Origin of the sequence: Vogesella sp. AC12, assembly GCF_024437575.1 — a bacterium.
GTDB classification, from domain to species: domain Bacteria; phylum Pseudomonadota; class Gammaproteobacteria; order Burkholderiales; family Chromobacteriaceae; genus Vogesella; species Vogesella indigofera.
The window spans coordinates 1-21,239 of record NZ_JANFNU010000012.1 but is presented as its reverse complement, the minus strand read 5'-3'; the positions used below and the strand labels follow the sequence as shown (position 1 = coordinate 21,239).

General features: G+C 65.3%; 28 protein-coding genes. 27 read left to right on the top strand and 1 reads right to left on the bottom strand.

Going from position 1 to position 21,239, the window contains the following annotated elements:
• The first annotated feature begins 1 nt into the window (after position 1).
• The 3 genes from NOM55_RS15020 to NOM55_RS15010 are packed head-to-tail and all read left to right on the top strand — an operon-like array spanning position 2 to position 1,590.
• A complete protein-coding gene (locus NOM55_RS15020; RefSeq protein ID WP_255909411.1) occupies positions 2–544 on the top strand; it encodes a cytochrome c oxidase assembly protein in 543 nt (180 codons plus the stop codon).
• A complete protein-coding gene (locus tag NOM55_RS15015; RefSeq protein WP_255909408.1) occupies positions 541–720 on the top strand; it encodes a DUF2970 domain-containing protein in 180 nt (59 codons plus the stop codon). Before NOM55_RS15020 ends, NOM55_RS15015 begins: the two co-directional genes overlap by 4 nt.
• Positions 721–735: 15 nt before the next feature.
• Positions 736–1,590, top strand: coding sequence for a cytochrome c oxidase subunit 3 (locus NOM55_RS15010; protein ID WP_255909405.1), 855 nt, complete (start codon positions 736–738; stop codon positions 1,588–1,590).
• Between the two features lie 155 nt (positions 1,591–1,745).
• Here NOM55_RS15010 and NOM55_RS15005 read toward each other — a convergent pair whose 3' ends face one another.
• The gene (locus NOM55_RS15005; RefSeq protein ID WP_255909403.1) at positions 1,746–1,940 is read right to left on the bottom strand and encodes a DUF2909 family protein; all 195 of its coding nucleotides are present in this window, start codon (positions 1,938–1,940) and stop codon (positions 1,746–1,748) included.
• Between NOM55_RS15005 and NOM55_RS15000 the strand changes: the two genes are divergently transcribed.
• The 24 genes from NOM55_RS15000 to NOM55_RS14885 all read left to right on the top strand — a co-directional run.
• The gene (locus NOM55_RS15000; protein WP_255909401.1) at positions 1,939–2,682 is read left to right on the top strand and encodes an SURF1 family cytochrome oxidase biogenesis protein; all 744 of its coding nucleotides are present in this window, start codon (positions 1,939–1,941) and stop codon (positions 2,680–2,682) included. The genes NOM55_RS15005 and NOM55_RS15000 overlap by 2 nt on opposite strands.
• On the top strand, positions 2,654–3,097 hold the full coding sequence (locus tag NOM55_RS14995; protein WP_255909399.1) for a hypothetical protein: 444 nt from the start codon (positions 2,654–2,656) through the stop codon (positions 3,095–3,097). Before NOM55_RS15000 ends, NOM55_RS14995 begins: the two co-directional genes overlap by 29 nt.
• A gap of 51 nt (positions 3,098–3,148) precedes the next feature.
• The gene (locus NOM55_RS14990) at positions 3,149–4,120 is read left to right on the top strand and encodes a heme A synthase (RefSeq protein ID WP_255909397.1); all 972 of its coding nucleotides are present in this window, start codon (positions 3,149–3,151) and stop codon (positions 4,118–4,120) included.
• Entirely contained in the window at positions 4,117–5,019 is a 903-nt protein-coding gene (locus NOM55_RS14985) for a heme o synthase (RefSeq protein WP_255909395.1), read from the top strand. The genes NOM55_RS14990 and NOM55_RS14985 overlap by 4 nt, the downstream gene beginning before the upstream one ends.
• A gap of 4 nt (positions 5,020–5,023) precedes the next feature.
• The gene (locus NOM55_RS14980; protein ID WP_255909393.1) at positions 5,024–5,611 is read left to right on the top strand and encodes an SCO family protein; all 588 of its coding nucleotides are present in this window, start codon (positions 5,024–5,026) and stop codon (positions 5,609–5,611) included.
• Positions 5,612–5,663: 52 nt separating this feature from the next.
• Positions 5,664–6,428, top strand: a complete 765-nt coding sequence (locus NOM55_RS14975) for a flagellar brake protein (protein ID WP_255909392.1) — start codon at positions 5,664–5,666, stop codon at positions 6,426–6,428.
• Between the two features lie 27 nt (positions 6,429–6,455).
• Positions 6,456–7,097: an ATP phosphoribosyltransferase gene (gene hisG, locus NOM55_RS14970; RefSeq protein WP_047968098.1), complete on the top strand. Its 642-nt coding sequence runs from the start codon at positions 6,456–6,458 to the stop codon at positions 7,095–7,097.
• A 57-nt stretch (positions 7,098–7,154) separates the two neighbouring features.
• Complete coding sequence (hisD, locus tag NOM55_RS14965; RefSeq protein ID WP_255909391.1) at positions 7,155–8,456, top strand: histidinol dehydrogenase; 1,302 nt, start codon at positions 7,155–7,157, stop codon at positions 8,454–8,456.
• 218 nt (positions 8,457–8,674) lie between these two features.
• Positions 8,675–9,739: a histidinol-phosphate transaminase gene (gene hisC / locus NOM55_RS14960; protein WP_255909390.1), complete on the top strand. Its 1,065-nt coding sequence runs from the start codon at positions 8,675–8,677 to the stop codon at positions 9,737–9,739.
• Positions 9,740–9,745: 6 nt separating this feature from the next.
• Positions 9,746–10,339: an imidazoleglycerol-phosphate dehydratase HisB gene (gene hisB / locus NOM55_RS14955; RefSeq protein WP_255909357.1), complete on the top strand. Its 594-nt coding sequence runs from the start codon at positions 9,746–9,748 to the stop codon at positions 10,337–10,339.
• Positions 10,336–10,977, top strand: coding sequence for an imidazole glycerol phosphate synthase subunit HisH (hisH, locus tag NOM55_RS14950; protein ID WP_047968102.1), 642 nt, complete (start codon positions 10,336–10,338; stop codon positions 10,975–10,977). The genes hisB and hisH overlap by 4 nt, the downstream gene beginning before the upstream one ends.
• Before the next feature lie 24 nt (positions 10,978–11,001).
• Entirely contained in the window at positions 11,002–11,745 is a 744-nt protein-coding gene (gene hisA, locus NOM55_RS14945; RefSeq protein WP_120812437.1) for a 1-(5-phosphoribosyl)-5-[(5-phosphoribosylamino)methylideneamino]imidazole-4-carboxamide isomerase, read from the top strand.
• 66 nt (positions 11,746–11,811) lie between these two features.
• The gene (gene hisF / locus NOM55_RS14940) at positions 11,812–12,579 is read left to right on the top strand and encodes an imidazole glycerol phosphate synthase subunit HisF (RefSeq protein WP_047968104.1); all 768 of its coding nucleotides are present in this window, start codon (positions 11,812–11,814) and stop codon (positions 12,577–12,579) included.
• 12 nt (positions 12,580–12,591) lie between these two features.
• On the top strand, positions 12,592–12,993 hold the full coding sequence (hisI, locus tag NOM55_RS14935) for a phosphoribosyl-AMP cyclohydrolase (protein WP_255909350.1): 402 nt from the start codon (positions 12,592–12,594) through the stop codon (positions 12,991–12,993).
• A gap of 94 nt (positions 12,994–13,087) precedes the next feature.
• Positions 13,088–13,417, top strand: coding sequence for a phosphoribosyl-ATP diphosphatase (locus NOM55_RS14930; RefSeq protein ID WP_047968117.1), 330 nt, complete (start codon positions 13,088–13,090; stop codon positions 13,415–13,417).
• A gap of 16 nt (positions 13,418–13,433) precedes the next feature.
• Positions 13,434–13,754: a histidine triad nucleotide-binding protein gene (locus NOM55_RS14925; protein WP_255909348.1), complete on the top strand. Its 321-nt coding sequence runs from the start codon at positions 13,434–13,436 to the stop codon at positions 13,752–13,754.
• 42 nt (positions 13,755–13,796) lie between these two features.
• Positions 13,797–13,997, top strand: coding sequence for a Sec-independent protein translocase subunit TatA (gene tatA, locus NOM55_RS14920; RefSeq protein ID WP_047968107.1), 201 nt, complete (start codon positions 13,797–13,799; stop codon positions 13,995–13,997).
• Positions 13,998–14,002: 5 nt separating this feature from the next.
• Positions 14,003–14,488: a Sec-independent protein translocase protein TatB gene (gene tatB, locus NOM55_RS14915; protein WP_255909346.1), complete on the top strand. Its 486-nt coding sequence runs from the start codon at positions 14,003–14,005 to the stop codon at positions 14,486–14,488.
• The gene (tatC, locus tag NOM55_RS14910; protein ID WP_255909344.1) at positions 14,485–15,216 is read left to right on the top strand and encodes a twin-arginine translocase subunit TatC; all 732 of its coding nucleotides are present in this window, start codon (positions 14,485–14,487) and stop codon (positions 15,214–15,216) included. Before tatB ends, tatC begins: the two co-directional genes overlap by 4 nt.
• The gene (locus tag NOM55_RS14905) at positions 15,209–15,559 is read left to right on the top strand and encodes a DUF2069 domain-containing protein (protein WP_047968110.1); all 351 of its coding nucleotides are present in this window, start codon (positions 15,209–15,211) and stop codon (positions 15,557–15,559) included. The genes tatC and NOM55_RS14905 overlap by 8 nt, the downstream gene beginning before the upstream one ends.
• A gap of 215 nt (positions 15,560–15,774) precedes the next feature.
• Entirely contained in the window at positions 15,775–17,943 is a 2,169-nt protein-coding gene (locus NOM55_RS14900; RefSeq protein ID WP_120812447.1) for a type I secretion system permease/ATPase, read from the top strand.
• Positions 17,940–19,337: an HlyD family type I secretion periplasmic adaptor subunit gene (locus NOM55_RS14895; protein WP_047968112.1), complete on the top strand. Its 1,398-nt coding sequence runs from the start codon at positions 17,940–17,942 to the stop codon at positions 19,335–19,337. The genes NOM55_RS14900 and NOM55_RS14895 overlap by 4 nt, the downstream gene beginning before the upstream one ends.
• Before the next feature lies 1 nt (position 19,338).
• Positions 19,339–19,938, top strand: coding sequence for a response regulator transcription factor (locus NOM55_RS14890; RefSeq protein ID WP_255909342.1), 600 nt, complete (start codon positions 19,339–19,341; stop codon positions 19,936–19,938).
• 99 nt (positions 19,939–20,037) lie between these two features.
• Positions 20,038–21,239, top strand: a 1,202-nt coding sequence (locus NOM55_RS14885) for a retention module-containing protein (RefSeq protein ID WP_255909340.1), incomplete at its 3' end; no start/stop codon positions are given.

The following is a 21,239-nucleotide window of genomic DNA, read 5'->3' as shown; positions in this document are numbered from 1 at the left end:
CATGGACAAGCCGCCCGCCACCCTGCACGACAACCGCCTGCTGCTGCTGAAGCTGCTGCTGCTGGCCTGCGTGATGTTCGTGTTCGCCTGGGGGCTGATCCCGGTCTACGACGCCCTGTGCCGGCTGACCGGGCTGGGCAGCCTGCAGCGACCGGATGAGGTCGGCAGCCAAAGGTTGGCCGCAACGCCGTTGGCACCGGTGTTGCTGACCTTCGATGCCACGGTGCAGCCGGGGCTGCCGTGGCAGGTACGGCCGCTGATGCGCACGCTGCGCGCGGTGCCGGGCGAGTTCGTGCGCGTCGATTACGAGATCACCAATGCCAGCAACCGCCAGGTAATCGGCCAGGCGATTCCGCGCTACCTGCCGGCGGCGGCGGCGGAGTACGTGAAGAAGCTGGACTGCTTCTGCTTTGCGCAGCAGGCGTTTGCCCCGGGCGAGACCCGGCGCTTTCCGGTGGTGTTCGTGGTCGACAAGAACGTGCCGGCCGGCCTCGACAGCATCACGCTGGCCTACACCGTGTTCGATGTGCCGGGGCGGTCATGAGGCCGCTGCGCGCCCTGGCCGCGGTGCTGGCCGCCTTCTTCGGCGTGCGGCGCGGCCGTGCGGCCAACGTTGACCGCCAGTTGCACTTTGCCGACCTCATCGCGGCGGCGATCATTCTGGTGGCGCTGTTTGTCGGCGGCCTGCTGTTGCTGGTCAGCTGGCTGACGGCGCCCTGAGCGGACGGAGGAATCATGCATAACGACACGTCGCACCACTATTTCGTGCCCGATCCGTCACGCTGGCCGATCATCGGCGCGGTGGCGCTGTTTGCGCTGGGGCTGGGCGCCTCCTTCACCGTCAACGGCATCGCCGCCGGCAAGTTCGGCCTGCTGCTGGGGGTGCTGATCCTGCTGTGGATGCTGTTCGGCTGGTTTGGCGACGTGATCCGCGAAAGCCTGTCCGGCCGCTACCAGCGACGCGAGGATGCCTCGTTCCGCTGGGGCATGAGCTGGTTCATCTTTTCCGAGGTGATGTTCTTCGCCGCCTTCTTCGGCGCGCTGTTCTACGTGCGGACCATCTCGGTGCCGGAGCTGGGCAACGAGCAGCACCAGCTGCTGTACCCCGGCTTTGCCGCCAGCTGGCCGCTGGCCACCGGCCCCGGCATCAGCGCCACCTACCAGGCGATGGGGCCGTGGGGGCTGCCGGCGATCAATACCCTGATCCTGCTGTCGTCCGGCGCCACGCTGACCTGGGCGCACTGGGGGCTGCTGTCCGGCCTGCGGCGGCGGCTGGTGTTCGGCCTCGGGCTGACGGTGGTGCTGGGCGCGCTGTTTCTCGGGCTGCAGATTTACGAGTACGCGCACGCGATGAACGAGCTGGGGTTGTCGCTGGCTTCCGGCGCCTACGGCATGACTTTCTTCATGCTGACCGGCTTTCACGGCCTGCACGTGCTGCTCGGCGCCATCATGCTGGCGGTGGTGTGGCTGCGGGTGCTGCGCGGGCATTTCAATGCCGAGCACCACTTCGCGTTCGAGGCCGCGGCGTGGTACTGGCACTTTGTCGACGTGGTGTGGCTGATCCTGTTCGTGTTCGTGTACTGGCTGTAGTGGCGGGAAGCATCTGAACGTGTTTACGATCTCGCGAGCTAGAGCGAGACAAGGCGAAAACGGCTGAGGAAGCGGAGTTTACAAGTGGTAAATGAGCATTCCGAAGGCGTTTTCAACGCCGTATCGCCGACGCGCAGCAGATCGTGAACAGATTCTCAGCGCCCGTGCGGCAGCCACCAGCCAAGCATGCCGCCGACCATCAGCAGCAGGAACAGCCCCAGCGACAGCGCCACGCGCAGGGTCAGCGCCTTGACGGTCTGGCGCGGTGCGTCGCCGCGGCTGACGCTGCGCAGGGCAAAGGCCAGGGTCAGCATGATCAGCAACAGCAGGGTGATGGCGGCAATCTTCATGACATGTCCTCCGGTGGGTGTAATCCAGTCTAGCAGCCGTGCCGGCTTTCGCCGCCAGCGTGGCCGGCTGCGGCTGGCGTGGCTGTTGTGGTTGCTGGCGCTGCTGCCTTTCCTGCTGGCGTTGTGGCAGTGGCAGCGCGGCCAGCAACGGCAGGCGCAGCTGGCGCGCCATGAATTCAACCTGCGGCAGGCACCGCAGCCGCTGGCCGCACTGGCCGCCAGCGCGGCGCCGGCCGGGCAGCGTGCCTGGCTGCGGGTACGCGGTAGCGAGCCGGAGATCCGGGTGGCCAATGCGCTGCTCGGCGGCGCCAGCGGTATCCGCATCTGGCAGCCGGTGCAGCTGCCCGACGGCAGCTGGGTGGTGGTCGATCGCGGCTGGTTGCGCGGGCCGGCGGCCTATGTGCGCATCCCGCTGCCGCCGTTGCGGCTGCAGGGCTACTGGCTGCCGCGACCGCAGCCCTACCTGCTGTCCGGCGCGCGGGTGGCGGATCGCGGCGAGGTCGATGCGCTGGACTGGACGGCTCTGGCACGGCGCCTGCCGGAGCGGCTGCATGACGGCCTGCTGGTGCTGGATGTGACCCTGCCGCCGCTGCAACCGTGGCCGGTGCGGCCGCCGTTCGATCCGCAGCGCCACTATGCCTATGCCTTGCAATGGCTGCTGCTTGGGCTATGCCTGATTACAGGAGCATGGATCGTGCAGAGGAGGGGACGGAATGAGCGCTCGGGATCGCGGACGGATTAAGTTGCTGCTGATTGCGCTGCTGTGCGCGCTGCCGGTGCTGGCGTCGTGGTTGTCGTACCGCTGGCTGCCGCCGGCCGGCGGCAAGAGCTACGGCCAGCTGCTGGCGACACCGCTGCCGCAGGCGCGGCAGCAAGGTTGGCCGCAAGGGCGCTGGGTACTGCTCGACGCCGCCGCAAACTGCAACCCGGCCTGCGAGCAGCGCCGCTTTGCGATGCGCCAGATCCACACCGCGCAGGGCGAAGCCGCCACGCGGCTGGTGCGGCGCCAGCAGGCCGATGCCACGCTGCGGCAGGACGGTTTCTATCTGGTGGACCCGCACGGCAACGGTGTGCTGTTCTATCCGGATGGCGCCGCGCCGGCGGCGGTGATCAAGGAAATCCGCAGTGTACTGAAAAACAATAACAGCCTCGGCTGAGTGGCCGCGGCAATGGCTGTCCGTGCTGGCGCGGGCAGGGAAGGGGGCAGGATGAGACGCGTGCTGTTGCTGGCCTTGTTGCTGGTGTGCATCGTGGTGCCGCTGGGCGCGTATGTGCGGCTGTCGGATGCCGGTCTTGGTTGTCCGGACTGGCCGGGCTGCTATGGCCGGCTGTCGCCGCTGCACGCGGCGCCGCTGATCCAGGAACAGCATGCGGCCAACCCCGACGGCCCGGTGAGCATGGCCAAGGCGTGGAAGGAAATGAGCCATCGCTATCTGGCCGCCAGTCTCGGGCTGCTGCTGCTGTTGCTGAACGTGCTGGCCTGGCGTCAGCGTCGGCTGCGCGGCTGGGCGGCGCTGTTGCTGTTGCTGGTGTGCGTGCAGGGCGCGCTGGGCATGTGGACGGTGACCCTGTTGCTGAAACCGGCCATCGTCAGCGCCCACCTGCTGGGCGGTATGACACTGGCGGCGCTGCTGGCCGCCTGCTGCTGGTGGCAGCGGCGCCTGCCGCAGCGCCATGCGGTGGGGGCGGCCAGCTTCGCGCTGGCGCTGTTGCTGCCCTTGCTGTTGCTGCTGCAGATCGCGCTCGGCGGCTGGGTGTCGAGCAATTACGCGGCGCTGGCCTGCCAGGGCTTTCCGGCCTGCAACGGCGAGTGGTGGCCGGCGGGGCAGTGGCACGGTGCCTTTCATCTGCTGCGCGAGCTGGGCGAAGGCCCGGACGGCACGCCATTGCTGAGCAGTCATCTGCTGACCATACACTGGGTACACCGGCTGGGCGCCGCGCTGGTATCGCTGCTGTTGCTATGGCTGGTGCTGCGCTTGTGGCGTCAGCCGCCGTTGCGGCCGTTGTTGTGCCTGCTGCTGGGCAGCTGGCTGCTGCAGCTGGCGCTCGGAGTCGGCAATGTGCTGTTGCAGCTGCCACTGGCGCTGGCAGTGGCGCACAACGCCGGGGCCATGCTGCTGCTGATCGTCGCCACGCTGCTGTTGCTGTCGCTGGATCCCGCCCCGAGGAGAACACGATGAATGCCTTGACCGCCCCCTCCCTGCGTCGTCATGCCGGTGCCCTGTGGCAGCTGGCGAAACCGAAAGTGGTGGCGCTGATCGTGTTCTGCGCCGTGATCGGCATGGTGCTGGCAGTGCCGGGCTGGCCCGACCCCGGCCGCATGCTGGCCGCCACGCTCGGCATCGCGCTGGTGGCCGGTGCCGCGGCGATGATCAACTGCTTGGTGGAGCGCACCATCGACGCGCGCATGCGTCGTACCGCGCGCCGCGCAACCGCCAGTGGCGAGCTGGGGGTGGCCGAGACGCTGCTGGTGGCGCTGACCGCGCTGGGGCTGGGCATGGCACTGCTGATCGCGCTGGTCAACGCGCTGACCGCGTGGCTGACCCTGGCCACCTTTGCCGGCTACGCCATCGTCTACACCCTGCTGCTGAAGCCGAATACGCCGCAGAACATCGTGATCGGCGGTGCCAGCGGCGCGATGCCGCCCATCCTCGGCTGGGCGGCGATGACCGGCGAGGTCAGCGCGATGGCGATGGTGCTGTTCCTGATCATCTACACCTGGACGCCGCCGCACTTCTGGGCGCTGGCGCTGTACCGCCGCGACGACTACGCCCGCGCCGGCCTGCCGATGCTGCCGCTGACCCACGGCCAAGCGTTCACCACGCTGTCCATCCTGCTCTACACCGTGCTGCTGGCGGCGGTGACCCTGCTGCCGCTGGCGCTGCAGGCGGCGGGGGCGGTGTACCTGCTGGCGATCCTGCTGCTCAACGCGCGCTTTGTGCAGCTTGCCGCCCGCCTGCACCGTCATTATGCTGACGACTCCGCGCGGCGCTGCTTCCGCTGGTCGATCCAGTTCCTGACCTGGCTGTTCGCCGCGCTGCTGCTAGACCGCGTCTTTTTCCTGCCCCTGAGTGGATGACCTCATGCCCCTGCTTGTACGTTTGCTGCTGCTTGTTGCCTTGATGACCGGATTGGCTGCCTGCGATGGTGCGCCGCCACCGCCGGCGTTCAAGGGTACCGACATCAGCGGCGCCAGCTTTGGCCAGCCGTTTACCCTTACCGGTCACGACGGCAAACGCCACTCGCTGGACGAGTTCAAGGGCAAGGTGGTGGCGCTGTTCTTCGGCTATACCCACTGCCCGGACGTGTGCCCGACCACCATGCTGGAGTTCGCCCAGGCGGCCAAGCAGTTGGGTGCCGATGGCGACCGGCTGCAGGTGCTGTTCGTCAGCGTCGACCCGCAGCGCGACACGCCGCCGGTGCTGGCCGGCTACATCCCGCATTTCGACCAGCGTTTTCTCGGCCTGACCGGCAGCGAGGCAGAAGTTGCCGCCGTGGCCGGCCACTTCAAAGTCGTCGCCCAGCGCCAGCCGGCGGCGGGCGGTGGCTACAGCGTGGATCACAGCGCCGGCAGTTATCTGTTCGATCGGGAGGGCAAGTTGCGGGTGTATTTGCCCTACGCCACGCCGGCCAGCGATATCGCCCATGATGTAAAGGCCTTATTGGGTTAAACTCCGTAGTGACCGTTGTATTCTTTACTACCGCATTCCGGACGTCGTAACCGTGACCGATGACCTCACGCCCGGTGCCGCCAGTGGCAGCACCCAGCCCAGCATAGACCTGAGCAAATACACGCTGACCAGTGCGGCTGAAGTGGTGCATCACCTGCGCGGCATCGTGCAGCAGGGGCAGATGGTGACGGTATTTTCCAACAAGGGAAAATCCTTCATCCTGACCCGCATCCTGGCGCTGGACAACGTTGCCCGCACCATGGTGCTGGACTGGGGTGCCAACGAGCACGCCAACAAGCTGTTCCTGGAGAGCGAGCGCAACATCTACGTCTGTTCGCCGGCCGGGGTCAAAACCCAGTTCACCACCGGCCAGCCGCGCCGCATCAGTTTCCAGGGCGGCGACGCCTTCGAGGTAGCGCTGCCGGAGCAGGTGATCAAGCTGCAGCGCCGCGAGTTTTTCCGCATTCCCACCCCGATCGCCAACCCGGTGCTGTGCCAGTTCCTGGACCACCCCGCTGGCGAGCTGGCGCTGCCGCTGGCCGACATCAGCCTTGGCGGCGCCGCGCTGGTGCTGTCCACGGCACAGGCGGCCAAGTTCCATATCGGCGACCACTATCAGGTGTCGATCGAGCTGAAGCCGTTCGGCGTGCTGCAGGTGCAGCTGGAAATCCGCCACCTGATTCCGGTTCAGCATAAAAACGGCCAGGAAAGCATCCGTGCCGGATGCTGCTTCGCCAATATGAACACCCCGCGCGAAACCATGGTGCAACGTTATGTGGCCAACCTTGAGCGAGAGCGCCGGGCTCTGGTACGCTGATCCCCATTATTGCAACGCATCAATATCATGACCCTGACCATTGCCCTCTCGAAGGGCCGCATTTTTGAAGAAACCCTGCCGCTGCTGGCCGCTGCCGGCATCGAACCTGCCGAAGCCCCGGAATCGTCGCGCAAGCTGATCATCGGCACCAACCGTCCCGACGTGCAGCTGGTGATCGTGCGCGCGTCCGACGTGCCGACCTACGTGCAGTACGGCGCCGCCGATCTCGGTATCGCCGGCCGCGACGTGCTGATCGAGCACGGTGGTGCCGGGCTGTACCAGCCGCTGGACCTCAACATCGCCAAGTGCAAGATGATGGTGGCGGTGGAAAACGGCTTCGACTACGACGCCGCGGTCAAGCACGGCGCGCGCCTGAAGATTGCCACCAAGTACCCGCAGATCGCGCGCGAGCATTTCGCCGCCAAGGGCGTGCACGTCGACATCATCAAGCTGTACGGCTCGATGGAACTAGCGCCGCTGGTCGGCCTCGCTGACGCCATCGTCGATCTGGTGTCCACCGGCAGCACGCTGAAAGCCAACAACCTGCTGGCGGTGGAACACATTATCGACATCAGCTCGCGACTGGTGGTGAACCAGGCCGCGCTCAAACTCAAGTACGACACCATCCAGCCGGTGCTGGACGCCTTTGCCGGCGCGGTGTCGCAGTAAGCCTATGCCCGTTGCGGCCAACCTTGAGGTTGGCCGCAAGCCTATGGAGCCGTAACCATGCAACGCCTGTCTTCCTCCCAAGCCGATTTCGACGCCCGCCTCAAGGCGCTGCTGGCCTTTGAAACCGCCCAGGATCCGGCGGTCGACGCCGCCGTCGCCGCCATCTGTGACGACGTCAAGGCACGCGGCGACGCGGCGGTAGTGGAATACACCAACCGTTTCGACCGCATGAGCGTGGCCGACATGGCGGCGCTGACGCTGAGCCGCGAGCAGCTGCAGGCCGCGCACGGCCGCCTGCCGGCGCACGTGCGCGAGGCGCTGGAAGCCGCCGCCGAGCGCGTGCGCCGCTACCACGAAAAGCAGCTGGCGCACTCGTGGAGCTACGAGGATGAGGACGGCACCCTGCTGGGCCAGCAGGTGACACCGCTGGACCGCGTCGGCATCTACGTGCCCGGCGGCAAGGCCGCCTATCCCAGCTCGGTGCTGATGAACGCGCTGCCGGCCAAGGTCGCCGGTGTCGGCGAGATCATCATGGTGGTGCCGACGCCGGACGGCGAACAGAACGACCTGGTGCTGGCTGCTGCCTACATCGCCGGTGTCGACAAGGTATTCACCTGTGGCGGCGCGCAGGCTGTCGCCGCGCTGGCCTACGGCACCGAAAGCGTGCCGCAGGTGGACAAGATCACTGGCCCCGGTAATGCCTACGTCGCCGCCGCCAAGCGCCGCGTGTTCGGCGTGGTCGGCATCGACATGGTGGCCGGCCCGTCCGAGATCCTGGTGATCTGTGACGGCGACACCGATCCGGACTGGATCGCGATGGACCTGTTCAGCCAGGCCGAGCACGACGAGATCGCACAGGCCATCCTGCTGTCTCCGTCGGCGGACTTCATCGCCCGCGTCGAGGCCAGCATAGCGAAGCTGCTGCCATCCATGCCGCGCCGCGCCATCATCGAGGCCAGCCTCGGCAACCGCGGCGCGCTGATCCAGGTGCGCGACCTGGACGAAGCCTGCGCCATCTCCAACTACATCGCGCCGGAGCATCTGGAGCTGTCGGTGGCCCAGCCGGAAGCGTGGCTGGACAAGCTGCGCCACGCCGGTGCCATCTTCATGGGCCGCTTCACCTCGGAAAGTCTGGGCGACTACTGCGCCGGGCCCAACCACGTGCTGCCGACCAGCCGCACCGCGCGTTTTGCCAGCCCGCTGGGGGTGTACGACTTCCAGAAGCGCAGCAGCCTGATCCGCGTGTCGCACGCCGGCGCGCAGAAGCTGGGCAAGATCGCCAGCATCCTGGCGCACGGGGAGGGGCTGACCGCCCACGCCCGCGCCGCGGAGCTGCGACTGGACCCGGCCGCCGACTGAGCGCGCGGCGACCCGACCCCGTCTTGTCATGGCCAGCACTGCTGGCCATTTTCATGTCATGGCGCGGCGGCGCCACGCTGCTGCGCTGCCGCAGAAAAGCCGCCGCGGAGCTAGGCGACCCCTGTCAAAACAGGTAGGATGAAAGTCTTGTGAATTGATTGTGTCGGGCTTTGCCGGCAGTTCCATCCGGCGGCGCCGGTAACGAAATGTCGAATAAAATGTCTATACAGAAGCTGTTCCGCCCCGATGTGCTGGCCATGCAGGCCTACCACGTTGCCGATGCCGCCGGCTTTATCAAGCTGGACGCCATGGAGAACCCGTACCGCCTGCCAGAGCCGCTGCGCAGCGAACTGGGACAGACCCTGGCCGATGTCGCCCTCAACCGTTACCCCGATCCGCACGGCGATGGCCTGAAGGAGCAGCTCAAGGCTGCCTTTGCCATCCCCGCCGCCGCCGATGTCATCCTCGGCAACGGCTCCGACGAAATCATCACCCTGATCACCCAGGCACTGGCCGCCCCCGATATCGTGGTGATGGCGCTGGAGCCGTCGTTCGTGATGTACAAGCTGAACGCGCAGTTCTCGCGCGTGCGCTACGTCGGGGTGCCGCTGGCCGCCGATTTCAGTCTCGACCTGCCGGCCACGCTGGCCGCCATCGCCAGCCAGCAGCCGGCGGTGGTGTTCGTGTCCTACCCCAACAACCCGACCGGACCGCGCTTTGCCCGCGCCGAGGTGCAGGCGATTCTCGATGCCGCCCCGGGACTGGTGGTGGTCGACGAGGCCTACCAGGCGTTTGCCGACGACAGTTTCATGGATCTGGCCGGCAGCCACGAGCGCCTGATCGTGATGCGCACGCTGTCCAAGCTCGGCCTCGCCGGCTTGCGTCTGGGCTATGCCGCCGGTCACCCGCAGGTGATGGCGCAGCTGGACAAGGTGCGTCCGCCGTACAACATCAACGTGCTGACCCAGGCCGCCGCCAAGTTTGCGCTGCGCCATATCGAGGTATTCGACGCGCAGGCGGCGGAACTGCGCCGCGAACGCGAAAGGTTGGCCGCCGCCCTGGGCGCGCTGCCGCAGCTGAAGGTGTTCCCGTCGGAGGCCAACTTCCTCACCGTGCGCGTGCCGGATGCGCCGGCGCTGTTTGCCGCGCTGAAAGAGGCGCGCATCCTGGTGAAAAACCTGCACGGCTACCATCCGCTGCTGGCCAACTGCCTGCGCCTGACCGTCGGCAGCCCGGACGAAAACACCGCGGTTCTGGCCGCGATCACCACCTACTTTGCCTGAGCCACCATGCGCACCGCTACCGTTACCCGCAATACCCTGGAAACCCAGATCACCGCCACCGTCAATCTCGACGGCCGCGGCGTCGGCCGCTTTGATACCGGCGTGCCGTTTCTCGATCACATGATGGACCAGATCGCCCGCCACGGCCTGATCGACCTCGACATCACCGCCCGCGGCGACCTGCACATCGACGCCCACCACACCGTCGAAGACATCGGCATCACGCTGGGCCAGGCCTTTGCCAAGGCCATCGGCGACAAGAAGGGCATCCGCCGCTACGGCCACGCCTACGTGCCGCTGGACGAGGCGCTGAGCCGCGTGGTGATCGACCTGTCCGGCCGCCCGGGCCTGCAGTACCACATCCCGTTTACCCGCGCCGCCATCGGCGGTTTCGATGTCGACCTGTTCAGCGAATTCTTCCACGGCTTCGTCAACCACAGCATGGTGACGCTGCACATCGACAACCTGCGCGGCGTCAACAGCCACCACCAGGCGGAGACGGTGTTCAAGGCCTTCGGCCGCGCGCTGCGCATGGCGGTGGAGTTCGACGAGCGCATGGCCGGCATCACGCCATCGACCAAGGGGACCCTGACCGCATGAAGGTAGCCGTCATCGATTACGGCATGGGCAATCTGCACTCGGTGCTGAAGTCCGTGCAGAGCGTCAACGACATCGGCGCCGACATCTTCCTGACCTCCGATCCGGAGCGGGTGGTGACGGCGGACAAGGTGGTGTTTCCCGGCCAGGGCGCGATGCCGGACTGCATGCGCGAACTGAACGCGCACGGCCTGGCCGAGGCGGTGCGCGAAACCACGCAGACCAAGCCGTTCTTCGGCATCTGCGTCGGCGCCCAGCTGCTGTTCGAGCGCAGCGAGGAGGGCAACACTCCCGGCCTCGGCATCTTCAAGGGCGAGGTCAAACGCTTTGCGGCCAACCTGCGCGATGCGCACGGCGAGCGCCTGAAAGTGCCGCACATGGGCTGGAACCGCGTGTTCCAGACCGTGGCACACCCGCTGTTTGCCGGCATCGAAGACGGCGAGCGTTTCTATTTTGTGCACAGTTACCACTTCGCACCGCAGGACCCGCAGCTGACGCTGGCACAAAGCGAGTACCCCGACCGGTTTTCCTGTATCGTCGGACGTGGCAATATCTTTGCCACCCAATTTCACACCGAAAAGAGCCATCGCGCCGGACTTCAGATGATGAAGAACTTCCTGGCCTGGGATGGCACTGTTTAACTTACCGAAGATTCTGTTCGCACCATGCTGCTGATACCTGCTATCGACCTCAAGGATGGTCAATGCGTACGCCTGAAACAGGGCGTGATGGACGACGCCACCGTTTTTTCCGACGACCCGGTCAAGGTCGCGCTGCACTGGCGTGACCAGGGCGCCCGCCGCCTGCACCTGGTGGATCTGAACGGCGCCTTTGCCGGCAAGCCGAAGAACCTGTCGGTGATCCGCGACATTCTCGGCGCGGTCGGCGACGACATGCCGGTACAGCTCGGCGGCGGCATTCGCGACCTGGATACCATCGAGAAGTACTTCGACCTGGGCCTGAAATACGTGATCATCGGCACCGCCGCGGTGAAGAATCCGGGCTTCCTGCACGACGCCTGTGACGCCTTCCCCGGCCAGGTGATCGTCGGTCTCGACGCCAAGGACGGCATGGTCGCCATCGACGGCTGGGCCAAGGTCACCACCCACAACGTGATCGATCTCGCCAAACGCTTCGAAGACTACGGTGTGAACTCGGTGATCTACACCGATATCGGCCGCGACGGCATGATGAACGGCGTCAACATCGACGCCACGGTCAAGCTGGCGCAGGCACTGACCGTTCCGGTGATCGCCTCCGGCGGCCTGACCAATCTCGACGACGTGCGCAATCTGTGCGCGGTGGAGAGCGAAGGCATCGAAGGCGCCATTACCGGCCGCGCCATCTACGAAGGCAGCATCGATTTTGCCGCCGCGCAGGATCTGGCCGACGAACTGTCCGAAGCCTGAGGCAGTTTGCAATCACCTCCAAGGTTGGCCGCAAGCGCTTGCGGCCAACCTTCAGTACAGAACACCATGTCTCTAGCCAAACGCATTATCCCCTGCCTGGACGTGACTGCCGGTCGCGTGGTCAAGGGCATCAATTTTGTCGGCCTGCGCGACGCCGGCGACCCGGTCGAAATCGCCAAGCGCTATAACGAGCAGGGCGCCGACGAGCTGACCTTCCTCGACATTACCGCCAGTTCCGACGACCGCGACCTGATCCTGCACGTGATCGAGTCGGTGGCGGAACAGGTGTTCATCCCGCTGACGGTGGGTGGCGGCGTGCGCCAGGTGGCCGATATCCGCCGCCTGCTCAATGCCGGCGCCGACAAGGTCAGCATCAACACCGCGGCGATCACCAATCCCGACCTGGTGCGCGAGGCCGCCGACAAGTTCGGCAGCCAGTGCATCGTGGTGGCGGTCGACGCCAAGGCGGTGTCGCCGGCCAACGACCGCTGGGAGATCTTCACCCACGGCGGGCGCAAGGCCACCGGGCTGGACGCGGTGGAGTGGGCGGTCAAGATGGCGGAATACGGCGCCGGCGAGATCCTGCTGACCAGCATGGACCGCGACGGCACCAAGATCGGCTTCAACCTGCCGCTGACGCGGGCGGTGTCGGACGCGGTACCGGTGCCGGTGATCGCCTCCGGCGGCGTCGGCAACCTGCAGCATCTGGTGGAAGGCGTGACGCTGGGCAAGGCCGACGCGGTGCTGGCCGCCAGCATCTTCCATTTCGGCGAGTACACCGTGCGCCAGGCGAAAGAAGCGATGCGCGCCGCCGGCATCGAAGTACGTTTGTAAAGGTTGGCCGCAATGACTGCTCCGAACTGGCTGGATGAAGTGAAGTGGGACGACAAGGGGCTGGTGGTCGCCATCGCCCAGGATGCCAACACGGGCCGCGTGCTGATGGTCGCCTACATGAACCGTGAGTCGCTGCAACTGACTGCAGAAACCGGCATCGCCCACTACTGGACGCGCTCGCGCCAGAAACTGTGGAAAAAGGGCGAGGAATCCGGCCACCTGCAAACGGTGAAGGAACTGCGCCTCGACTGCGATGGCGACGTGATCACCATGCAGATCGAACAGGCCGGCGGCATCGCCTGCCACACCGGTCGCGAAAGCTGCTTCTTCCGCGTGCTGCGCGACGGCGAGTGGCAGGTCACCGACGCGGTGCTCAAGGATCCGCACGCCATCTACGGTGCGCATCAGCACTGAGCCGCAGGGCAAGGGTTGCCCCTGCTACGCCTTGTTATCGAATTGTCACAGAATCGACATATACTGGCCGCGCTGACGGTTTGAAAGGATGCACATGATTGCCGCTGACGTATTACAGCACATTGGTGACACGCTGGAAGCCCGCAAGGAATCCAGCCCCAGCTCGTCCTACGTGGCTTCGCTGTTCCACAAGGGCGAGGATGCGATCCTGAAGAAAGTGGCGGAAGAGGCGGCCGAGGTGCTGATGGCGTCCAAGGACAAGGACCGCCTGCATCTGGTGCGCGAAGTGGCCGACCTGTGGTTCCACACCATGGTGCTGCTGGCGCATCACGGCCTGCGCCCGGAAGACGTGCTGGTGGAGCTGAAGCGCCGCGAGGGCATCTCCGGCCTCGACGAAAAAGCCGCACGCAACCCGCAGTCCTGAGGCGGAGAGAGTAGACATGAGCGATTGTATTTTCTGTAAGATTGCGGCCGGCGACATCCCGGCCAACAAGGTATACGAAGACGACGACGTGGTGGCCTTCCACGACATCAAGCCGGCCGGTGATGTGCACTTCCTGCTGGTGCCGAAACGGCACGTCGAATCGCTGGCGCACTGCAGCGCCGACGATGCGGCGATGCTGGGCAAGCTGATGCTGCTGGTGCCGAAGCTGGCCGCAGAACAGGGGCTGGCGGGCGGCTTCAAGACCGCGATCAACACCGGGCGCGGTGGCGGCCAGGAAGTGTTCCACCTGCACGTACACGTCTACGGCAACAAATAACCATGCGACGCAGCGCGTCCGTTCAACATTGAGGTAGTGGTCATGGGTTCTTTTAGCATCTGGCACTGGCTGATCGTTTTGTTGGTGGTGGTACTGGTATTCGGTACCAAGAAATTGCGCAATATCGGCCAGGACCTGGGCGGCGCCGTCAAGGGCTTCAAGGAAGGCATGAAGGGCGAGGAAGGCGACAAGCCGGAACAGGGCGGCCGCGTGATTGATGTCGATCCCGACAACAAGAAGTAAGCAGCGTGTTTGATATCAGCTTCGGCGAACTCCTGATTGTCGGCGTGGTGGCCCTGATCGTCCTGGGGCCGGAACGGTTGCCGACCGTCGCCCGTACCATCGGTGCGCTGGTCGGCCGCGCGCAGCGCTTTGTCGCCAGCGTCAAATCCGACATCCACCAGCACAGTCAGATGGCCGGTTTTGACGACCTGAAGCAGGACGTGCAGCAGGCGGCCGACGCCTTCCGCAGCCAGATCGAGAGCGAAGTCGCCGGCGTGCGCGAGTTGTCGCAGCAGATCGGGCAGACGGCGCAGGCGGTGGAGCAGGAGGCCGGCCAGCTGCTGGACGAGGCGGCACGGCAGATCGCCCCGCCGGCCGAGCCTGCCGACGACAGCCCCGCCGTGACCGCCGCGCCGCCGGCCGCGGTGCCGGACGATAATCAGCTGGATCTTTTCGAGGCGGCGCCGTCTGCGGCCCCGCCGGACAACCCTGTGGTCAAAGTGCGCGAATGAGCGATCAACAACCTTTGCTCGCGCACCTGATCGAGCTGCGCAGCCGTGTGGTGCGCATTACACTAGGCATCGTGGTGTGCTTCCTGGCGCTGTTCCACTGGTCCGGCGACATCTACCACCTGCTGGCCAAACCGATGCTGGACGTGCTGCCGGCCGGTACCAACATGATTGCCACCGACGTGACCGCGCCGTTCTTCGTGCCGGTCAAGGTCACCATGCTGGTCGCCTTCCTGCTGTCGCTGCCCAATACCATGTACCAGATCTGGGCCTTTGTCGCGCCCGGGCTGTACAACCACGAGAAGCGGCTGGTGCTGCCGCTGGTGATCTCCAGCGTGCTGCTGTTCTTTGTCGGCATGGCCTTTGCCTACTTTGCGGTATTCCCGGTGGTGTTCGGCTTCATGAGCGCGGTGACGCCGGAAGGGGTGTCGATGATGACCGATATCGACAAATACCTGTCCTTCGTGCTCGGCATGTTTGTCGCCTTCGGCGTCACCTTCGAGGTGCCGATCGTGGTGATCGTGCTGCATCGCATGGGTGTGGTCAGCCTGGCGCAGCTGCGCGAAGGCCGTCCCTACGTCATTGTCGGCGCCTTCGTCATCGCCGCGGTGGTGACGCCGCCGGACGTGCTGTCGCAGATCATGATGGCGGTGCCGCTGTGGCTGCTGTACGAAGCCGGCATCCTGATGGCGGTACTGACCGGTCGCCAGACGGAGGTGAGCCATGACTAATGCCCGTCTGTTCCACTGGGGCGCGGTTTGCAGCCTGATCGCGCTGATCATGCTCAGCCTGGCGTGGGAGCTGGTGCTGGCACCGTTGCGTCCCGGCGGCTCCTTCCTGGTGCTGAAGGCGGTGCTGCTGCTGTTGCCGCTGATGGGGGTGCTGCGCCAGCGGGTCTACACCTACCAGTGGTCGAGCATGTTCATCCTCGCCTTCTTTGCCGAAGGCGTGATGCGCGCCTGGTCGGACAGCGGGCTGTCGCAAACCCTGGCGCTGGTCGAGGTACTGCTGACGGTGTGCTATTTCGCCAGTGTCGTGCTTTTTGTCAGGGCGATCCGTTTACAGCAGCCCTGATCCGGGTTTTGTGCAGCAAAAAGCCAGCTTCCTGTAAGCTGGCTTTTGTTATTGGCGCCGCGTACGGCGCTCAATTGAAATCATTTGTTTATAATCAATCAAAAGATATTTGCAAGTTGGCCATGCCGTGCTAATAATGATGCCGGTTGCCAATGCCGGCCGCAGCTTTCGTTGCCCACGAAGACCCAAAGGCGATGCCTTGACAAAGACCGCATATGAATAATCAGGAACACAAAGGCGCACAGGCGGATATTTCGCAACGTGCCACCCATCTGGATCCCTTGCTGGACTGCCTGTTCGAACTGACACGGCAGCACGGCATCACCACCACCCGCGACTCGCTGATTGCCGGCATTCCGCTGGAAGAACAGCGGCTGACCCCGGCGATGTTCTCGCGCGCGGCGCGGCGCGCCGGCCTGGTGTCGCGGGTGCTGCGCAAGCCGCTGAACGAGCTGCCGGCGGCGCTGTTGCCGGCGGTGCTGCTGCTCAACGGCAATGACGCCTGCCTGCTGCGCGAGATCGATGCCGACGGCAACTACTACATCAGCCCGGCCGAGCTGCCGGAAGCGGTGCAGGTGCTGAGCGGCAGCGAGCTGGCCGCGCGCTACAGCGGGCTGGCCATCGTGGTCAAGCCGCGCTTCCGCTTCGACAAGCGGGTGCCGGAGCTGAACAAGGCGCGCACCCAGCACTGGTTCTGGCACGCCATCCTGCAGGGGCGTCCGCTGTACCGCGACGCGCTGATCGCCGCCTTCTTCGTCAACGTGTTCGCACTGGTGTTTCCGCTGTTCTCGATGAACGTGTACGACCGCGTGGTCCCCAATATGGCGTTCGACACGCTGTGGGTGCTGGGGCTGGGCGTACTGCTGATCCTGGTGTTCGACTTCATCCTCAAGCTGACCCGCGGCTACCTGATCGACCTGGCCAGCAAGCGGGTGGACGTGATGCTGTCGGCGCTGATCATGGAACGGGTGCTCGGCATACGCATGGAGGCGCGACCGGCCTCGGTCGGTGCCTTTGCGGCCAACCTTCGTGCCTTCGAGACGGTGCGCGACTTCATTGCCTCCGCCACGGTGACCACGCTGGTGGACGTGCCGTTCGCGCTGCTGTTCGTGTTCGTGATCTTCTGGATCTCGCCGTGGATGGTGTTGCCGCCGCTGGTGGCAATCCTGCTGATGTTGCTGCTGGCGTTCACGGTGCAGGGCCAGATGCAGGAGCTGACCGAGACCACCTTCCGCGCCTCGTCGCAGCGCAATGCCCACCTGGTGGAAAGCCTGGTCGGCCTGGAAACCATCAAGACCCTCGGCGCCGAAGGCGTGCTGCAGGGGCGCTGGGAGAAGGCGACGCTGTTCCTGGCGCAGGTCGGCAGCCGCCTCAAGTTCCTGTCGGCGGTGACCATGAACTTCGCCGGCTTCATCCAGCAGTTGATGTCGGTGTCGATCATCATCATCGGCGTCTACCTGATCAAGGAGGGGCTGTCGTCGGTCGGCGGCCTGATCGCCTGCACCATGCTGGCCGGTCGCGCCATTGCGCCGATGGGCGCGGTAGCCGGCCTGATGACGCAGTTCAACAACGCCAAGTCGTCGCTGGATTCGCTGGAAGGGCTGATGAAAATGCCGGTGGAGCGCGAAGAGGAAGCCACCTTCTTCCACCGCACTCACTTCAACGGCGACATCGAGTTCTCCAACGTGTCGTTCACCTATCCCAACAGCCCGCTCGGCGCGCTGCACAATGTGTCGTTCCGCATCCGTGCCGGTGAGAAGGTGGCCATCCTCGGTCGTGTCGGCTCCGGCAAGTCCACCATCCAGAAGCTGATCATGGGCCTGTACCAGCCGCAGCAGGGCTCGACCCGCATTGACGGGGTCGACCTGCGCCAGATCGATCCGGCCGAGTTGCGCCGCAACGTCGGCTACGTGTCGCAGGAGCCGGTACTGTTCTACGGCACGCTGCGCCAGAACATCAGCATGGGCCAGCCGCACGTGCACGACGCCAGTATCGCCGCCGCGGCGGATCTGGCCGGGCTGAGCGAGTTCGTCAACAGCCATCCGGAAGGTTTCGACATGGTGATCGGCGAGCGCGGCGAATCGCTGTCCGGCGGCCAGCGCAAGGCGATCACCATCGCCCGCGCGCTGCTGAACGCCCCGCCGATCATGCTGCTGGACGAACCGACCAGCAATATGGACCACAGTACCGAGGCGGCGATGAAGCGCACCTTCGAGAAGATCATGCCGGGCAAGACCATGGTGCTGGTGACGCACCACACCGCACTGCTGGATCTGGCGGATCGCATCATCGTGATCGACCAGGGCCGCATCCTGGCGGATGGTCCGAAAGCAGAGGTGGTCCAGGCCCTGCAACAAGGCAAGATCGGAAGGGCACAAGTATGAAAAAACTGCTTAACAAACTGTGGCAAACCTCGCAGGCCAAGCGCAGCCCGCTGGTGCGCCGCGTGCTGGACTGGACCACGGCGGAAGACCTGCAGGACCGCCAGGATTTTGCCGCCGACGCCGAGTGGGCGATTCTGGAACAGAATCCGCAACGGCCGCGCATGTTCATCTGGGTGATCGGCCTGTTCCTGGTGTCGGCGCTGCTGTGGTCGGCGTTCGCCACGCTCGACGAGGTGGCGCGCGGCGAGGGCAAGGTGGTGCCGACCAGCCAGATCCAGCATCTGCAGAGCCTGGATGGCGGCGTGGTGTCGAAGATCCTGGTGAAAGAGGGCGATATCGTCGAACGCGGCCAACTGTTGCTGCAGGTCGACAACACCCGTTTCGTGTCCTCGCTCAACGAAAACCAGTCGCAGGTACTGTCGCTGCAGGCCAAGGCCTCGCGGCTACGGGCGCTGGCCGAAGGCAAGCCGTTCTCGCTGCCGCCGGAAGTGACCAGCCAGGCGCCGGAAATCGCGCGTCAGGAAATGGATCTCTACCAGTCCAAGCGCATGGAGCTGGACGCCAACGTCTCCATCGCCCGCCAGCAGCTGGCGCAGCGGACCGAAGAGCTGAACGAGGCGCGCGCGCGGCGCGAACAGGCCAACCAGGGGCTGGAACTGACCATGCGCGAGCTGACGGTGACGCGGCCGCTGCTGAAATCCGGCGCGGTGTCCGAGGTCGACGTGTTGCGGCTGGAGCGTGATGTATCGCGCTATCGCGGCGAACGCGACATGTCCAATGCGCAGGTGCCGAAGATCCAGTCCGCGATCAGCGAGGCCAACCGCAAGATCCAGGAGGTGGAACTGGCGTTCCGCAACCAGGCCAGTACCGAGCTGTCGGAAACACTGGCCAAGCTGAGCACGCTCGGCGCCGGCAGTGCCGCACTGCAGGACAAGGTCGACCTCACCGAGATCCGCTCGCCGGTGCGCGGCGAGGTCAAGCGCCTGCTGGTCAACACCGTCGGTGGCGTGGTGCAGCCGGGCCGCGACATCCTCGAGATCGTGCCGCTGGACGATTCGCTGCTGATCGAGGCCAAGGTCTCGCCGCGCGATATCGCCTTCCTGCATCCGGGGCAGCCGGTGTTTGTCCGCTTTACCGCCTATGACTCCACCATCTATGGCGGCCTCAAGGGCAAGCTGCATCAGATTGGCGCCGACTCCATCACCGACGACAAGGGCAACACCTACTACGTGGTCAAGGTCAAGACCGATGCCGCGCACCTGAGCGAGAAGAAACTGCCGATCATCCCCGGCATGGTGGCGGAAGTCGACATCATCACCGGGCACAAGAGCGTGCTGAACTACCTTCTGAAACCGGTATTACGTGCCAAAGCACAAGCCCTGAGCGAACGCTGACATGCCGACACTACTCATCACCAGCAGTCCCTCGTTGCAGCAACACTTGCAGGCCGCCCTGGACCGCGAGCTGGAAGTGTACGACTCCTTGTCGGCACTGGCCGAGCAGCCGCAGCGCTGCGCCCAGGGGGTGGTGTGGGTGGATGCCGACAATCAGGATGAAGCGCTGCTGGGGCGGCTGTGCCGCGGCGATTTCGGCCGTGCGCGCGTGATCGTGCTGAGCAGTACGCCATCCGATCGCCAGGCGGTGCAGTGGCTGGGGGCGGGGGCGGCGGGTTTCCTCCATGCCTTCTCGCAGCCGGAAACGCTGCGGCAGGCCGGCGCGGTGGTGGCGGCGGACGGCATCTGGGTCGGTGTCGGCCTGATGCAGCAATTGTGCGCCCGTTTCGGACAGGTCGCCCGCACCGACAGCCCGCTGCTGGAACAGCTGACCGAGCGCGAACGCGAAGTGGTCGGCCATCTGCGCGAGGGCAAGAGCAACAAGCAGATCGCCCGCGATATGGACATTTCCGAACGCACAGTCAAGGCCCACCTCACCGCCATTTTCGGCAAGCTGGGGGTGCCGGACCGGGTGCAGCTGCTGCTGAAACTGTCCAGCTGACGCGGACTGCCCTTTAGTACAACTCCCTTCAGTACCATAGCTGGCCCCCACGCTCACCTCTACAACTAGAGAATCAACAACGAGTGTGGGGGTTTTATCATGGCTACCGCTACCAACATTGCCCAGGGCAAGGTCGTCGCCATCATCGGCAAGATCATCGCCATCGCGCCGGACGGCAGCGAGCGCATCCTGAAACTGGGCGACATCGTGGCCACCGGCGACCGCCTGATCATCCCCGCCGACGGCGTGATCGAGCTGCAGTCGGCCAGCGGCAATATCGTGCGTATCGCCGAAGCCCGCGACCTCACCATCACCGATGACGTGTTCAACACCGCCTCCGGTGATGCCACCGATGCGGCCATCGCCACGCTCAGTCCGGAAGCCGAGCAGGCCCTGGCGGCACTGGAACGCGGCCAGGATCCGTTGCAAGAGCTGGAAGCCACCGCAGCCGGCCTGGCGGCAGGTGGCGGCGAGGATGGCGGCAACTCCTTCACCCGCATCGGCCGCGTGGCCGAGGGCATCAGCCCGCTGTCGCTGGACAACGGGCTCGACAGCGGCAACCCGCCACTGCAACAGGCCTCGCTTGGTGACGCGGTGCTCATCCCGGCAACCCCGAGCATTCAGGTGGGCCAGCCGGGCATTGCGACCGGTGATGTCACCGTTGAAGAGGGTCTGGATGCCGTGTTCGGCGTCAGCATCACCGGAGCCGCCGCCGGCAGCAGCCTGGTGCTGGTTTTCGGCAATGGCTCGGCCGTCTCGCCGGCCGACTACGCCGCCACCGCTTTCCAGTACAGTACCGACGGCGGGGTCAGCTGGAATGACTACACCGGCGCCATCGCGATCAGCGCGGGGGCCAGCCAGTTGCTGGTGCGCACCAGCACCGTGGACGACAGCGTGGATGAGGCCAACGAGAACTTCACCCTGAGTGCCACCTTGAGCAGTGGCGGTGCCAGTTACAGCGACAGCGCCGCCGCGACCATCGTCGACGACGACGTGCCGACCATTCGTTTTGGCAATCCGGAGGCGGAAAGCGGCGACATCACCGTGCCGGAAGGCGATCCGGCCACCTTCGAACTGCACGTCACCGGTGCCGCCACCGGCAGCACGCTGCAGCTGACTCTGGCCGACGGCACCGCGCTGAGTCCGGCGGACTACGCATCCGGCAGCTTCCAGTACAGCAGTGATGGCGGCAGTAGCTGGACGACCTACGGCGGCGCCATCACGTTGGCCGCAGGCGATACTGACCTGCTGATCCGCACCACCACGGTCGGCGACAGCGTCGACGAAGCGAACGAAACCTT

Bases quoted from the DNA above. Each gene is read 5' to 3' on its own strand.
- NOM55_RS15020 (WP_255909411.1), top strand. From the start codon at position 2: ATGGACAAGCCGCCCGCCACCCTGCACGACAACCGCCTGCTGCTGCTG.
- NOM55_RS15015 (WP_255909408.1), top strand. From the start codon at position 541: ATGAGGCCGCTGCGCGCCCTGGCCGCGGTGCTGGCCGCCTTCTTCGGC.
- NOM55_RS15010 (WP_255909405.1), top strand. From the start codon at position 736: ATGCATAACGACACGTCGCACCACTATTTCGTGCCCGATCCGTCACGC.
- NOM55_RS15000 (WP_255909401.1), top strand. From the start codon at position 1,939: ATGACATGTCCTCCGGTGGGTGTAATCCAGTCTAGCAGCCGTGCCGGC.
- NOM55_RS15005 (WP_255909403.1), bottom strand. From the start codon at position 1,940: ATGAAGATTGCCGCCATCACCCTGCTGTTGCTGATCATGCTGACCCTG.
- NOM55_RS14995 (WP_255909399.1), top strand. From the start codon at position 2,654: ATGAGCGCTCGGGATCGCGGACGGATTAAGTTGCTGCTGATTGCGCTG.
- NOM55_RS14990 (WP_255909397.1), top strand. From the start codon at position 3,149: ATGAGACGCGTGCTGTTGCTGGCCTTGTTGCTGGTGTGCATCGTGGTG.
- NOM55_RS14985 (WP_255909395.1), top strand. From the start codon at position 4,117: ATGAATGCCTTGACCGCCCCCTCCCTGCGTCGTCATGCCGGTGCCCTG.
- NOM55_RS14980 (WP_255909393.1), top strand. From the start codon at position 5,024: ATGCCCCTGCTTGTACGTTTGCTGCTGCTTGTTGCCTTGATGACCGGA.
- hisG (WP_047968098.1), top strand. From the start codon at position 6,456: ATGACCCTGACCATTGCCCTCTCGAAGGGCCGCATTTTTGAAGAAACC.
- hisD (WP_255909391.1), top strand. From the start codon at position 7,155: ATGCAACGCCTGTCTTCCTCCCAAGCCGATTTCGACGCCCGCCTCAAG.
- hisC (WP_255909390.1), top strand. From the start codon at position 8,675: ATGTCTATACAGAAGCTGTTCCGCCCCGATGTGCTGGCCATGCAGGCC.
- hisB (WP_255909357.1), top strand. From the start codon at position 9,746: ATGCGCACCGCTACCGTTACCCGCAATACCCTGGAAACCCAGATCACC.
- hisH (WP_047968102.1), top strand. From the start codon at position 10,336: ATGAAGGTAGCCGTCATCGATTACGGCATGGGCAATCTGCACTCGGTG.
- hisA (WP_120812437.1), top strand. From the start codon at position 11,002: ATGCTGCTGATACCTGCTATCGACCTCAAGGATGGTCAATGCGTACGC.
- hisF (WP_047968104.1), top strand. From the start codon at position 11,812: ATGTCTCTAGCCAAACGCATTATCCCCTGCCTGGACGTGACTGCCGGT.
- hisI (WP_255909350.1), top strand. From the start codon at position 12,592: ATGACTGCTCCGAACTGGCTGGATGAAGTGAAGTGGGACGACAAGGGG.
- NOM55_RS14930 (WP_047968117.1), top strand. From the start codon at position 13,088: ATGATTGCCGCTGACGTATTACAGCACATTGGTGACACGCTGGAAGCC.
- NOM55_RS14925 (WP_255909348.1), top strand. From the start codon at position 13,434: ATGAGCGATTGTATTTTCTGTAAGATTGCGGCCGGCGACATCCCGGCC.
- tatA (WP_047968107.1), top strand. From the start codon at position 13,797: ATGGGTTCTTTTAGCATCTGGCACTGGCTGATCGTTTTGTTGGTGGTG.
- tatC (WP_255909344.1), top strand. From the start codon at position 14,485: ATGAGCGATCAACAACCTTTGCTCGCGCACCTGATCGAGCTGCGCAGC.
- NOM55_RS14905 (WP_047968110.1), top strand. From the start codon at position 15,209: ATGACTAATGCCCGTCTGTTCCACTGGGGCGCGGTTTGCAGCCTGATC.
- NOM55_RS14900 (WP_120812447.1), top strand. From the start codon at position 15,775: ATGAATAATCAGGAACACAAAGGCGCACAGGCGGATATTTCGCAACGT.
- NOM55_RS14895 (WP_047968112.1), top strand. From the start codon at position 17,940: ATGAAAAAACTGCTTAACAAACTGTGGCAAACCTCGCAGGCCAAGCGC.
- NOM55_RS14890 (WP_255909342.1), top strand. From the start codon at position 19,339: ATGCCGACACTACTCATCACCAGCAGTCCCTCGTTGCAGCAACACTTG.